Source organism: Stenotrophomonas sp. Sm2128 (genome assembly GCF_030985535.1).
GTDB classification, from domain to species: Bacteria; Pseudomonadota; Gammaproteobacteria; order Xanthomonadales; family Xanthomonadaceae; genus Stenotrophomonas; species Stenotrophomonas maltophilia.
Genome location: NZ_JAPTFQ010000031.1, coordinates 1 through 12360, shown reverse-complemented (window position 1 = coordinate 12360; position 12360 = coordinate 1). Strand labels below are relative to the sequence as shown.

11 protein-coding genes are annotated in these 12360 nt (G+C 67.7%); 5 read left to right on the top strand and 6 right to left on the bottom strand.

What is annotated here, in order from left to right:
* The first annotated feature begins 1 nt into the window (after position 1).
* On the top strand, positions 2 to 886 hold the full coding sequence (locus O0K41_RS10830; protein WP_043034728.1) for an endonuclease/exonuclease/phosphatase family protein: 885 nt from the start codon (positions 2 to 4) through the stop codon (positions 884 to 886).
* 322 nt (positions 887 to 1208) lie between these two features.
* On the opposite strand, the gene rne is transcribed toward O0K41_RS10830, so the two are convergent.
* Positions 1209 to 4496, bottom strand: a complete 3288-nt coding sequence (gene rne / locus O0K41_RS10825; protein WP_164222029.1) for a ribonuclease E — start codon at positions 4494 to 4496, stop codon at positions 1209 to 1211.
* A 407-nt stretch (positions 4497 to 4903) separates the two neighbouring features.
* Here rne and O0K41_RS10820 point away from each other — a divergent pair, with 407 nt between their 5' ends.
* Positions 4904 to 5878 (top strand): RluA family pseudouridine synthase, encoded by a 975-nt coding sequence (locus O0K41_RS10820; protein WP_164222027.1) that lies wholly within the window; start codon positions 4904 to 4906, stop codon positions 5876 to 5878.
* Between the two features lie 411 nt (positions 5879 to 6289).
* Here the strand turns inward: O0K41_RS10820 and zupT are convergent, their stop codons facing one another.
* The 3 genes from zupT to O0K41_RS10805 all read right to left on the bottom strand — a co-directional run bounded on the left by zupT (position 6290) and on the right by O0K41_RS10805 (position 7961).
* Positions 6290 to 7099 (bottom strand): zinc transporter ZupT, encoded by an 810-nt coding sequence (zupT, locus tag O0K41_RS10815; protein WP_164222026.1) that lies wholly within the window; start codon positions 7097 to 7099, stop codon positions 6290 to 6292.
* A 98-nt stretch (positions 7100 to 7197) separates the two neighbouring features.
* On the bottom strand, positions 7198 to 7614 hold the full coding sequence (locus O0K41_RS10810) for an energy transducer TonB (RefSeq protein WP_005410316.1): 417 nt from the start codon (positions 7612 to 7614) through the stop codon (positions 7198 to 7200).
* The gene (locus O0K41_RS10805) at positions 7611 to 7961 is read right to left on the bottom strand and encodes a 4a-hydroxytetrahydrobiopterin dehydratase (protein ID WP_005410315.1); all 351 of its coding nucleotides are present in this window, start codon (positions 7959 to 7961) and stop codon (positions 7611 to 7613) included. The genes O0K41_RS10810 and O0K41_RS10805 overlap by 4 nt, the downstream gene beginning before the upstream one ends.
* 90 nt (positions 7962 to 8051) lie before the next feature.
* Here O0K41_RS10805 and O0K41_RS10800 point away from each other — a divergent pair, with 90 nt between their 5' ends.
* Positions 8052 to 8651 carry an NfuA family Fe-S biogenesis protein gene (locus tag O0K41_RS10800; protein WP_005410314.1) on the top strand — a complete coding sequence of 200 codons (600 nt, stop codon included), beginning with the start codon at positions 8052 to 8054 and terminating at the stop codon, positions 8649 to 8651.
* A 10-nt stretch (positions 8652 to 8661) separates the two neighbouring features.
* Positions 8662 to 10428, top strand: a complete 1767-nt coding sequence (locus tag O0K41_RS10795; protein WP_164222023.1) for a hypothetical protein — start codon at positions 8662 to 8664, stop codon at positions 10426 to 10428.
* Between the two features lie 141 nt (positions 10429 to 10569).
* Here the strand turns inward: O0K41_RS10795 and O0K41_RS10790 are convergent, their stop codons facing one another.
* Together O0K41_RS10790 and O0K41_RS10785 are read right to left on the bottom strand one after the other, a co-directional pair.
* Complete coding sequence (locus O0K41_RS10790; protein WP_049451454.1) at positions 10570 to 10983, bottom strand: barstar family protein; 414 nt, start codon at positions 10981 to 10983, stop codon at positions 10570 to 10572.
* Positions 10983 to 11435: a ribonuclease domain-containing protein gene (locus O0K41_RS10785; protein WP_005410311.1), complete on the bottom strand. Its 453-nt coding sequence runs from the start codon at positions 11433 to 11435 to the stop codon at positions 10983 to 10985. Before O0K41_RS10785 ends, O0K41_RS10790 begins: the two co-directional genes overlap by 1 nt.
* A 221-nt stretch (positions 11436 to 11656) precedes the next feature.
* On the opposite strand from O0K41_RS10785, the gene O0K41_RS10780 reads away from it, so the two are divergent.
* Entirely contained in the window at positions 11657 to 12268 is a 612-nt protein-coding gene (locus O0K41_RS10780) for a superoxide dismutase (protein WP_005410310.1), read from the top strand.
* Positions 12269 to 12360 lie beyond the last annotated feature (92 nt).

Sequence of the window (12360 nt, the reverse complement as noted above, 5' to 3'; positions counted from 1 at the left end):
GATGAAGCAGCAGGGGGCAAGGGTGCGCACGATCGTGCGCGCCCTTGGGCTGGCCATTGCATTGGCACTGCCGGGCGCCGTGATGGCGGCCGATCCAGCCGCCGGGGCAGCGGCTGATGTCGCCACCGCGCCAGGCATGAGCATGGTCACCTTCAACCTGCATCATGACCGCGAGGACTGGCCACGCCGGCGCCGCACCATCCTGGCCGAACTCAAGCGCCTGCAGCCGGATGCGGTTGCCCTGCAGGAGGTGATCCAACGCCGCAACGTGCGAAACCAGGCGCAATGGCTGGCCAGCCAACTTGGTTACAGGTACGTGTTCGTGTCCACCGATGCGGTCGGCGCGCCCAAGCGCTACGGCAATGCGCTTCTGACCCGGCGGCCGATCCTTGCCCAGGGGGATCATCTGCTGCAGCCCTTGGACGACTACCGCACCGTGGCCCACCTGCGGATCGACGTCGATGGCACGCCGGTAAACGTCTACGCCACGCATCTGAACGAGCGCAGTGATGAGAGCGGACAACGCATCCGTCGCAGCCAGGTCGAGGACCTGCTGCGCTTCATCAGCGCGACGTCGGCGGGCGCACCGGTGGTGATCGCAGGTGACTTCAATGCACTGGTGGATGCCGGCGATCTGAGCGAGCTGCGCAGCCATTACGGCGACAGTTACGGCAGCGTGCACGTCAACACCGATCTGTCCGGGGTCAGTACGCTCAACCGCCACTATTACCAGGCGCCGTCGCGGATCGACCACATCTTCTTCCAGCAGGACGAGATGGTCGCGCGCGAGGCGAAGATCCTGTTCGACCAGCCCGACGACAGCGGTCGCTGGGCCTCGGACCACTACGGCGTGTGGACCCGCCTGCAGTTCGCGCCGAAACCCTGACGGGACACGCTTGGGTAGGTGCCAACCCTGGTTGGCACGGGCGTGTCCGCGTGCACTCGATCAACGGCGCCAACCAAGGTTGGCCTCTACCAAAGCGGTGACCGTGCGCGGGTTGTGCCCTGGTGGGTGCCAACCTTGGTTGGCACGGAGGTGCCCGCTGGCGACCGACCCACGGCGCCGACCAAGGTCGGCCTCTACCAATGCGCTGTGCGTGCATCAGGTAGGTGCCAACCTTGGTTGGCACGGTTCGGCCCGAAGCACAAACAGAAACGGCGGGGATCATTGATCCCCGCCGGTTCGTTTTCACGCTATCAAGGAGCGATCAGTTCGCCGGCGGCGTGCGCTTGGCGGCCTCTTCGTCTTCTTCATCAGCCTTGGCTTCTGCAGCCTGGGCTGCAGCGTCGGCATGGCCATCGGCGACCGGATCGATCGACGGCGTCACCACCGCATCAGCGCTCGGGGCGGCGGCTTCGATCGGTGCGGCTTCGACCGCCACCGGAGCGACCGGCTGTTCCACGATCGGCGCAGTCTCGACGATCGGCGTGGCTTCAACGGCCGGGGCGGCCTCCACCACCGGGGCACTCTCACTGGCCACCGGCTTGGTTTCAACCACCGGGGTTGCTTCAACCACCTGCGGCTTCGATTCCACGACCGGCGCGGCCTCGACTGCGACCGGCTTCGCTTCGATCACCGGAGCGGCTTCAACCACCGCGGCCGTTTCAGCCACAACCGACTTTGCTTCGATGGCCGGCGCAGCAGCGTCCACCACCGGAGTGACGTTGGCGACCGGTGCGGCAGCGGCGACCGGCTGGACCGGGGTCGCGGCGTCGATGGCATCGAGCATGCTGGTCTGGACCGGCGAGGACACCGCTTCGGTCTTCGCAGCTTCGACCGGTGCCTGCACTTCAGCCACGACCGGGGCGGCGGCTTCGACCACAGCGCTGCTCACCACGGCAACCGGCGCGGCGACAACAGCGGCGGCAGCACGGGCTGGCTTCTCGGCTTCGACAGCGACCGGCTCGGCTTCGTCATCGAAGTCGAACTCCGGCTGCGAACGCGTGGGCTGCACAGCCGCGACCGGCGCAGTGCCGGCAGTGCTGTCGATGTTCGGCTCGGCGCCGTCGGCGTCATCACTGTCATCACCCTCGTCCTGGTCATCACCCAGGGCGTCGCTGCCGGCGGCGTTCTCGGCGCCACCGCGGCGACGACGACGGCCACCACGACGGCCACGGCGACGGCGGGTTGCGCCTTCGCCAGCCTGCTCGCCATTGGCGTCGGTTGCAGCCTCTTCAGCGGCAACTGCGACCACGTCGGTCGCACTGGCCGCATTGGCAGCGGCGTCGACCGGTGCGGCCGCTTCCACCGGGGCGACCGGGGCGACCGGGGCGGTGGCTTCCTGCGCGTTCACCCCATTGGCGGCGACGGCCGTAGCGGCTACGGCTGCAGCTGCGGTCACGGCTTCGGCAGGTGCTTCGGCGGCATTGCGCTGCGGCTTCTCGGCCGGCTTGTCACCGTCCTGCTGCTGCGGGCGCGGCTGCTTGGGCTGCTTCAGCTTCGGTTGCTGGTTCTGGTTCTGGCCCTGCTGCTCGTTGCGCGGCTTGTTCTGCTGCTGCGGCGGCTGCTGGCCATCCTTGTGCTGCGGCTCCTTCTGCTTGCCCTGCTGCGGCTGCTGCTGCGCATTGCCGTTATTGCCGTTGCGGCCGTCCTTGCGCTGCTCGCCGCGGTCCTTGCGGTTGCCGCCATCCTTCTGCTGCTGCGCGTTGCCATTGCCACGATTGTCGTCGCGACGGTCCTTGCGGTCCTTGTTGCGATCCTTGTTGCGGTCCTTGCGACCGCCGTCCTGCTGCTGGCGTGCAGCCGGGGCAGCCGGTGCCGGCGCGGGCGCCGGTTCGCCACCGAACACGCGCTTGAGCCAACCGATCACGCCGCCCGCCGGGGCCGGCGCAACAGGGGCTGCAGCGACCGGGGCCGGAGCGGCCGCGGCCGGCTCCACTTCCTCGCGCACCGGGGCCGGGGAGGTGTGCTTGACCTGGGTCACCGCCGGCGGCGGGATGTTCAGCTGGCCCTTGGTCAGCGCGTGCACCGGCAGCTTGCGCGGGGTGCCGCGCTGGTAGCTGGGCTTGCTGCTTTCTTCACCCAGCTCGTTCTCGCGCAGGCGGGTCACGGTGTAGTGCGGGGTGTGCAGCTGCTCGTCGGCGACGATCACGATCGGCGCCTCGTGGCGCTGTTCGATCTCGCGCAGGGCGCTGCGCTTCTCGTTCAGCAGGTAATTGGCGATCTCCACCGGGGCCTGCACCAGCACCTGCCCGGTGTTCTCCTTCATCGCATGCTCTTCAGCCACGCGGATGATCGACAGCGACAGCGACTCGACGCTGCGCATGCGGCCGTGGCCGTCACAACGCGGGCAGACGATCTGGCTGGACTCGCCCAGGCTCGGGCGCAGGCGCTGGCGGCTCATTTCCAGCAGGCCGAAGCGCGAGATGCGGCCGACCTGCACGCGCGCGCGGTCGTACTTCAGCGCGTTGGCGAGGCGGTTCTCGACTTCGCGCTGGTGCTTGTTGGAGGCCATGTCGATGAAGTCGATCACCACCAGGCCGCCCAGGTCACGCAGGCGCAGCTGGCGGGCCACTTCCTCGGCCGCTTCCAGGTTGGTCTGGAACGCGGTGTCCTCGATGTCGCTGCCCTTGGTGGCGCGCGAGGAGTTCACGTCGACGGCGGTCAGCGCTTCAGTCTGGTCGACCACGATCGAGCCGCCCGACGGCAGGCGCACGTTGCGCTCGTAGGCGCCTTCGATCTGCGATTCGATCTGGAAGCGATTGAACAGCGGAATGTCGTCCTTGTAGTGCTTGAGCTTGCGCAGGGTCTGCGGCATCACCTGCTGCATGAATTCGCGGGCGTGCTCGTACATCTCCTCGGTGTCCACCAGGATCTCGCCGATGTCGGCGCGCAGGTAGTCACGCAGGGCGCGCACGATCAGGCGCGATTCCTGGTAGATCAGGAACGGGGCGGGCTTGCTCAGTGCCGCTTCGGCAATGGCGCGCCAGACATTGAGCAGGTAGTCCAGGTCCCACTGCAGCTCTTCCGCATCGCGGCCGACGCCGGCGGTACGGATGATCACGCCCATGTCGTCGGGGATGTTCAGCTTGTCCAGGGCGTCCTTCAGCGCGGCCCGGTCTTCGCCCTCGATGCGGCGCGACACACCGCCGGCGCTGGGCGAGTTCGGCATCAGCACCATGTAGCGGCCGGCCAGCGAAATGAACGTGGTCAGGGCGGCGCCCTTGTTGCCACGCTCTTCCTTGTCGACCTGGACGACGATCTCCTGGCCTTCCTTCAGCAGCTCGCGGATGCCGGCCTTGTTGTGGTCGACACCGGCCTGGAAGTAGTCGCGGGAGATTTCCTTCAGCGGCAGGAAGCCATGGCGGCCACCGCCGTACTCGACGAAGGCCGCTTCCAGCGAGGGCTCGATGCGGAAGATCCGGCCCTTGTAGATGTTGGACTTCTTCTGTTCCTTCGACGGCTGTTCGATGTCGATGTCATACAACGACTGGCCATCCACGATGGCAACACGCAGCTCTTCAGCCTGCGTGGCGTTGATCAGCATTCGCTTCATTGTTGCGTTCCTCGCAAGCGGCTACCGCGCGGAACGCCATGGGGTTTCGCCTCTGGACACGGCTCGCCGCCCATTCGCGCAAGCGCGGGGAGGGCGGCTTGGGTTTCCAGCGCTACGACACCACGGCAGGCCGCGGGAGCGCTTCACTCTTATGGTTTTTGGGTGTTGCAGGGCCGCAGGCAGCTGTCAGCCAGGCTGGAGCGCCACGCGGGACATGTTCAGCACGGTTGCGTGTCAGGCATCCGGCGATGGCCGGGAAGGCCGGTGAGCCGCTAACATGGCCGCCCCGCGGGCGGTGGTCGCGCACTGTGCCGGATTCGTCGGAAGCTGGGCTTCTGGCCCTGAGTAACTTCCAACGAAATCAATCCCTTATCTCGCCCCCCGAGTGTAACAGAATAAACAGCCTGATGACCGCCCAAGACCCCACCAAGCCCACTGGCGACAAGCCTTCCGTGCGCATGATCACCGTTCCCGCCGACCGCGCCGGCCAGCGCCTGGACAACTTCCTGCTCGGCCAGCTGAAAGGCGCCCCGCGCAGCCTGGTCTACAAGCTGGTGCGCAGTGGCCAGGTACGGGTGAACGGCGGCCGCGCCAAGGCCGAGCGCAAGCTGGAGGCGGGCGACGAAGTGCGCGTGCCGCCGGTTCGTCTCACCGAAGAGGGAGACAAGGTGGGTCCCCCGGAGGCATTCATGCGCCGGCTGGAGCAGGCCATCGTCTTCGAGGACGCGCGCCTGCTGGCCCTGAACAAGCCCACCGGCGTGGCCAGCCACGGCGGCAGCGGCATCAGCTTCGGCGCGATCGAGACCCTGCGCGCGCTGCGCCCGGGGCAGACCCTGGAGCTGGTCCACCGGCTGGATCGCGACACCTCGGGCCTGCTGATCGTGGCCAAGAAGCGCTCGGCGCTGAGCGAACTGCAGGCGCTGCTGCGTGAAGACCACGGCGCCGGCATCCGCAAGCGCTACCTGACCCTGCTGGCCGGTCGCATGCCCGACGGGGTGATGACGGTCGATGCGCCGCTGCATGTCGGCCTGCGCCAGGGCGGCGAGCGCCATGTGCAGGTCAACGCGATCGGCAAGGAATCGATCAGCCACTTCCGGGTGCTGGAGCGCCGCGGCGGCCATTCCTATTGCGAGGTGCGCATCGAGACCGGCCGTACCCACCAGATCCGCGTGCATGCCCAGCACCTGGGGCATCCGGTGGCCGGCGACGACAAATACGGCGATCCGGCGGTCAACAAGCGGCTTCGTGAGCAGATCGGGCTGAAGCGTCTGTTCCTGCACGCGGCCTCGCTGGAGTTCGCGCTGGACGACGGCAAGAGCCCGTATGTGCTGAACGCGCCGCTGGCCGATGAGCTGGTCGAGGCGCTGGACCGCCTGCGCTGACGGCAGTTCGGCGGCGCCGGGCGCTTGGTCGGCGCCATTCGCAGCGCTCAGACACCCGCGCCTCTTCGCCCTCGCCGGACCTGCGGTGCTCGGCTCGCTACAAGGCGGACCCGGACATCCGCAGCGTAGGCCCATACCCGCACGCAGCCTTTGTAGACTCGAGTCGTACTCGACTCACGCGCGCAGCGCGCGCTTCGCTCTTCAATCTTTTCATCGCGCGGCTGGCGTGCACGGAAAAATGACGGGGCACGGGCGGGGCCGGCTTGCAGGGGTGTCTGCGGCATGGATGCCGCGGACAAGCCCCCATGGACGGGTTCACGGCGTCCCCTGCAAGCCGGCCCCGCCCGTGACCTTTCGATACTGCGGAACGTGCCAGCCGCGAGGGGGCTCAGCCCGTTGGCCGGGAACCCCTCACCACTTGAACAGCACCAGACTGATCGCCAGGGTGCCCATGCCGGCCACCAGGCCATATACCGTCTCGTGGCCCTTGGCATAGCGCTTGGCTGCCGGCAGCAGCTCGTCCAGCGCCAGGAACACCATCACGCCGGCGATCAGTCCGAACACCCAGCCAAACGTGGCGTGCGACAGCGATCCTGACAACAACCAGTAGCCCAGCGCCGCGCCCACCGGCTCAGCCAGGCCGGACAGCAGGCTGGCACTGAACGCATAGAACTTGTTCTGGGTGGCGAAGTACACCGGCACCGCGATCGCGATGCCCTCGGGAATGTTGTGGATGGCGATGGCGAAGGCCAGCGGCATGCCCACCGACGGGCTTTCCAGCGTAGCGAAGAAGGTCGCCAAGCCTTCCGGGAAATTGTGCGCGGTGATCGCCACCGAGGTCAGCAGCGCGACCCGCTTCAGGTACTCGCGACTGTTTTCGCGGAACGCAGGGTCCTGCTTGTCCAGGCTGTCATGCGGATTGGGAATGAAGTGGTCGATCAGCACGATCACGATCACGCCGGCCAGGAAGGCCAACGTGCCGTAGGTGAAGCCGGTGCGCTCGCCATAGGCCAGGGCGAACGAGGCGATGGACTTGTTGAGGATTTCCGATAGCGACACGTAGACCATCGCGCCGCCGGCGAAGGCCAGGCCGAACGCCAGCAGGCGCGGATTGGGGCGGCGCGAGAACAGCACCAGCAGGCTGCCGATGGCAGTGGCCAGACCGGCCGCGAGGGTGACCGACAGTGCGATCCAGACATTTTCGGGGGGAATCTGCAGCATGTACCGACGCGGTCCTGGTCAACAGACAGCCGCCCCGGATGAGCCCGGGGCGGGGAGGGCGAGGCGGGCGTCGGCTGGCCTCGTCGGGGTGCGCGCGATCAGCCGCCGCGGCGCAAGCGTTCTTCGATGGCGAAGCACTGATCGGGCTTCGGCTGCGGCGGGTTGAAGCTGACCGGCACCTGGATGGTGGCCGGCACGGCAGCGCCGTTGCGGGTGGCAGCCTTGAACTGCCAGCCCTGAACGGCCGTTTTGGCCAGTTCGTCCAGCTGCGGGTTGCCGGCGCCGGTCAGCAGGGCGACCTCGCTTGGCTTGCCGTCGGTACCGATGGTCACCTTGAAGGTGCTGGTGCCGCCTACGCCCATGCAGGCCAGTTCAAGCGGGTACTGCGGTGGCGGCGTCTTCACCGCGGCCACTTCGGTCGGCGGCGGCGGCGGTGGTGCCGGCGGTTCCGACGGGCCACAACCGGCCAGGCCGGTCGCAGCAATCAGGGACAGGCTCAGCAAGCGTACGTTCATGGCAGTTGCTCCGTCAGGGCCGAAGTCTTCGCAGCGCAGATGAAGTCGTTCTCGCTCAGGCCGCCCACGTCGTGGGTGGAAAAGCGCACCACGGCGCGGTCGTAGTGCACGCCCAGGTCCGGATGGTGGTCCTCGCGGTGGGCAATCCAGGCCAGCGCGTTCACGAAGGCCATGGTGGCGTAGTAATCCTTGAAGCGGAAGGTGCGCGTCAGGGCCTGTCCGCCCTCGCTCAGCTCCCAGCCGGGAATCTGCGGCAGCAGTTCGGCCAGGCGGGCTTCGCCGAGCTTGTGGTCGCTGCCTTTGCGCGGCACGCAACGGGCCTGGGCCAGTGGAATCAGGTCGGCCATGGGAATCTCCACCTCGTGTTGACTGAACAATGCGCCGGACGGTGTATAAATCGAATGAGCGGCTGACGCTTACTTGGCTAGAATAGCCTGATGATCCAGATCTCCGACACTGCCCAGACCCATTTCCGCAAGCTGATCGAACGCGAGGGCGTGCCCGGCATGGGTGTGCGCTTGAGCGCGGTCGATCCCGGCACCCCGCGCGCCGACGCCCGGCTGGAGTTCGCCGAACCGACCGACCTGCTCGGCGACGAGTGGGCGGTGGACTGCGATGGTTTCACGCTTTACGTTGATGCCGGCAGCGTCGGTTGGCTCGATGGCGCCGAGATCGACATCGTCGCCGGCAGTGCCGGTACCCAGCAGCTGACCATCAAGGCGCCGCGCATCAAGGGCGAAGCGCCCGGCGATGCCGCTTCGCTGGTCGAGCGCGTGCACTGGGTGGTGGAAAACGAAATCAATCCGCAGCTGGCCTCGCATGGCGGCAAGGTGGCCGTGCAGGAAGTTTCGGCCGAAGGCGTGGTGCTGCTGCGCTTCGGTGGCGGTTGCCAGGGCTGCGGCATGGCCGACGTGACCCTCAAGCAGGGCATTGAAAAGACCCTGATGGGCCGCGTGCCGGGCGTGACCGCCGTGCGCGACGCGACCGACCACGACAGTGGCCACGCGCCGTATATCCCTCGCGGCAACGCCGCCTGATCGCTGACGCGTGCCTCTGACCCGGGCCGAGCAGTTCATCGACCTGCTGCTGGCCCGCCAGCAGCCCAAGGCCGTCCTCGAGAAAACCACGCGCCTGCCGTACGGCTGGGCGCTGTGGCTGCGCTCGCTCGGTCCGTTGCCGCGGCCGCTGCACGCCAGCGAGTTGATCGCGGTGCTGCTGCCGCGTCCGCTGCCGGGGCCACCCGGGCAGTTGCCCCGGCTGTCACCCTGGCAAGCGTTGCGCCGTCTGTTCTGGCAGGACTGGGATGCTGCGCCGCGCGACCAGCGCTGGATGCGTTGGGTCTCGGCCTTGGCCAGTGCGCTGCTGCATCTGCTGTTCTTCATGCTGCTGCTATGGGTGGCAGTGATCCGCACCTCGGCACCGGAAGAACAAGGCGCCGAGGGCGAGCGCGTGCAGGTGGAGTTCGTCGGTCGCGCTACCCAGGAGGGCGGTGGCGATCAGCCAGGTGCGGAAGCGGCGGCCGCTGCACCGCCGGGCCAGGTTGCAGCTGGCCAGAACGCAGGGGCCGCAACGGCGCCTGAGCCGCGTCCGGCGTCCGCGTCGGCAGCTGCGTCCGCACCCGCTCCGGCTGCAGTGGCCAGCGTGCCGCCGCCGCCCGCCGAATCCGAGCCGGCGCCGGTCGCGGCACCGCCGCCGTCTCCGGTGCAGGCCACCGAAGTAGCCGAGGCCAGTACGGATTTCGTGGTGCCACCTGTCAGCGTGCCGCGCACGGAGATCAGCATCGTGCCGCGCGACACGGTACCGACGGTGCGCGAGCGCAGTGTGCAGCCGGTGCAGGTGCCGCCGGCCCCGGCCGCACTGCGTGCGCCGGAGATCGCGGTGCGGACGCCGCAGCTGCGTGACATCCCGGTGCAGGAGCGTGAAATCAGTACGGTCGATGCACCGGCGATATCGCAGCCGCTGCGCACGGCCGATGTACAGGTCCGTGTGCCGCAGCGCGATGTGCAGGTGCGCGAGCGCGAAGTGCAGGCCGTGGTCGATCCGCAGGTACGGATGGCTGCTGTGGCCGGGCGCGAGCCGACCGTGCGTGCGCCGGCAGGCCGTGACCTGCAGGTGCGCGAGCGCGAAGTTGCGTCGGCACCCGCGGCGGCGCCTTCAACGTCCAGTGGCAGCGCGCCAGCGGCAACGCCCGCGCCTGCGGCCAGTAGCACTGCAACCCAGGCCAACAGCAGCACGCCACGGCCATCCACCTCCAGCACGACACCGGCCCAGGCCGGCGCGCGTCCGGCTCCCAACCCGGGCAACTGGGCTACGCCTGCCAAGGGCGACGACTGGGGCGCGTCGAGCCGCAACCACGACGGCGCCAGCAGGGGCGCAAGCCAGGCCAGTGCCGCCGGCAAGGGCAATGGCCTGTTCAATGCCGACGGCAGCGTGCGCGTGCCGGGGCAGGAAGGTGGCGGTCACGCCGAACGTGGTGCCCCCGGTGGCGCCAACGATGGCTGGAGCAAGGAGCGCATCGCGCAGTCTGGCACCTGGTTGAAGCGACCGCCGTACGACTACACGCCGACCTCGTTCGACAAGTACTGGGTGCCGCAGGAATCACTGCTGGCCGAATGGGTGCGCAAGGGCATCAAGTCGATGGAGATTCCGTTGCCGGGCACCGGTACGAAGATCTCCTGCGTGATCTCGATCCTGCAGGCGGGTGGCGGCTGCGGCCTCACCAATCCGAACATGCAGGACCAGCCGGCGGTGGCACGGCCGCCGCCGGACATTCCGTTCAAGAAAGAGCTGCAGGAAGATAACGGGAGCCGCTAGGCAGGGGAGCCGCGCCCCACACGTTGGCCGGCTCGCGCTTTGGTAGGTGCCAACCTTGGTTGGCACAGAAGCGCCGACCAAGGTCGGCATCTACCGGAGCACGCGCGTCGACCAGGGGCGGCGCCTGCCAGGGCGTTGCCCTTACGCGCTCTGTGACAGGAACACCCAGAACGGCACGTCGCGACCGACCCAATCGCGGCTGGCTTCATCCAGCACGTCCAGAAGGGTGTCGAAGTCCTTCTGCGTGGCGGCACGCAGCGCATCCACATCGGCCAGGAACAACGCGTAGCCGTTCGCCGGCAGCCACTGCAGATCACGCAGGTTGTCCGACAGTGCATCCCAGTTGCCGCCGAAGCCAGCCGGGAAATCCAGCTGCGCCGCCAGCCGGGCGAGCAGGGTGCGCTTGTCGGCGACGCCTTCCAGGTCGATGCGGATCACCTTCAGGCCGGCATCGCGCATCGCTGCGGCCAGTGCGCCGATGTCGTCGCTGTCGATGGCGTAGACGCCGGCATTGTTGATGTCATGCAGGCCGAGGCCGAAATCGTCGTGGCTCATCACTGCGCTCCCTGGGCCGGTACGGTGAAGCTGCGGAACGATTCGTAGTGGTCGTCGGTGTAGTACCACGCCTCCGGCGGATCGCCGCCGGTGACGATGCGGCGCGTGCCACGGGTGCGCGCGCCGGGGGTGTCCACGGTGTATTCGCGGTAGTAACCGCGCGGACGCTGCGGCAGCTGCTGTTCGCGGTTACCGAAGGTGCTGCCATCCTGGCGGTGCGGGAACGGCCCGCCGCGCTGGATCAGCGCGATCGTCTGCAGGGCTTCGGCGGGCAGGAAGGCGGGCAGACCGTTGCCCTTGCCGGGCGTGGCCGTGGCCGGTGCGCGCGCGGCAGTCGCACCCTGCAGGTCCGGCGCGAACTGCGGCGCCGGCGGGCGCTGCATGAAATGGTTGACGACCAGGCCGAGCAGCAGCAGGGCGATGGCGGTGATCAGCAGCCGGGGGTTGCGCATGGGCAAGGAAGCGGGCGAGGGTGGTGCTCGCACTGTAGCGCCTGCGCGCTGCACGGTGCATGAGGACGGCGCCGCGTCACCGCTGCGTAACAATTGCCGTCGTGCTCACCGGCAGGACGCAATTTCCTTTACATCCCCCTTGGTAATCTGGCGGTCTGTCCCCATCATTCACCGCGCAACGCCCGACACCGTCGGGTGCCCTCGCAATCAGGAGATGCATCATGGCCTATACCCTGCCCAAGCTGTCCTACGCCTACGACGCGCTGGAACCGCATATCGATGCGGCGACGATGGAAATCCATCACACCAAGCATCACCAGACCTACATCAACAACGTCAACGCGGCGCTGGAAGGCACCGAGTACGCTGACCTGCCGGTCGAAGAACTGGTGAAGAAGCTCAAGTCGCTGCCGGAGAACCTGCAGGGTCCGGTGCGCAACAACGGTGGCGGCCATGCCAACCACTCGCTGTTCTGGACCGTGATGGCACCGAACGCGGGCGGTAACCCGGTGGGCGACGTGGCCAAGGCCATCGACAAGGACCTGGGCGGCTTCGACAAGTTCAAGGACGCCTTTACCAAGGCAGCGCTGACCCGTTTCGGCAGCGGCTGGGCCTGGCTGAGCGTGACTCCGGACAAGAAGGTGGTGGTCGAGAGCACCGGCAACCAGGACAGCCCGCTGATGGAAGGCAACACCCCCATCCTCGGCCTGGACGTGTGGGAACACGCGTACTACCTGAAGTACCAGAACCGCCGCCCGGAATACATCGGCGCGTTCTTCAACGTCATCGACTGGAACGAAGTCGAGCGCCGTTACCAGGAAGCGATTGCCTGATCGTGGTAACAGGATGAACAGAAAAGGCCGGGGGAAACCCCGGCCTTTTTGTTTTCCGCATTGGTAGTGCCGGGGGGGGGGGGGGGGGGGGG

Excerpts from the sequence above, each read along its gene's own strand:
- O0K41_RS10830 (WP_043034728.1), top strand. The coding sequence starts at position 2 with ATGAAGCAGCAGGGGGCAAGGGTGCGCACGATCGTGCGCGCCCTTGGG.
- rne (WP_164222029.1), bottom strand. The coding sequence starts at position 4,496 with ATGAAGCGAATGCTGATCAACGCCACGCAGGCTGAAGAGCTGCGTGTT.
- O0K41_RS10820 (WP_164222027.1), top strand. The coding sequence starts at position 4,904 with ATGACCGCCCAAGACCCCACCAAGCCCACTGGCGACAAGCCTTCCGTG.
- zupT (WP_164222026.1), bottom strand. The coding sequence starts at position 7,099 with ATGCTGCAGATTCCCCCCGAAAATGTCTGGATCGCACTGTCGGTCACC.
- O0K41_RS10810 (WP_005410316.1), bottom strand. The coding sequence starts at position 7,614 with ATGAACGTACGCTTGCTGAGCCTGTCCCTGATTGCTGCGACCGGCCTG.
- O0K41_RS10805 (WP_005410315.1), bottom strand. The coding sequence starts at position 7,961 with ATGGCCGACCTGATTCCACTGGCCCAGGCCCGTTGCGTGCCGCGCAAA.
- O0K41_RS10800 (WP_005410314.1), top strand. The coding sequence starts at position 8,052 with ATGATCCAGATCTCCGACACTGCCCAGACCCATTTCCGCAAGCTGATC.
- O0K41_RS10790 (WP_049451454.1), bottom strand. The coding sequence starts at position 10,983 with ATGAGCCACGACGATTTCGGCCTCGGCCTGCATGACATCAACAATGCC.
- O0K41_RS10785 (WP_005410311.1), bottom strand. The coding sequence starts at position 11,435 with ATGCGCAACCCCCGGCTGCTGATCACCGCCATCGCCCTGCTGCTGCTC.
- O0K41_RS10780 (WP_005410310.1), top strand. The coding sequence starts at position 11,657 with ATGGCCTATACCCTGCCCAAGCTGTCCTACGCCTACGACGCGCTGGAA.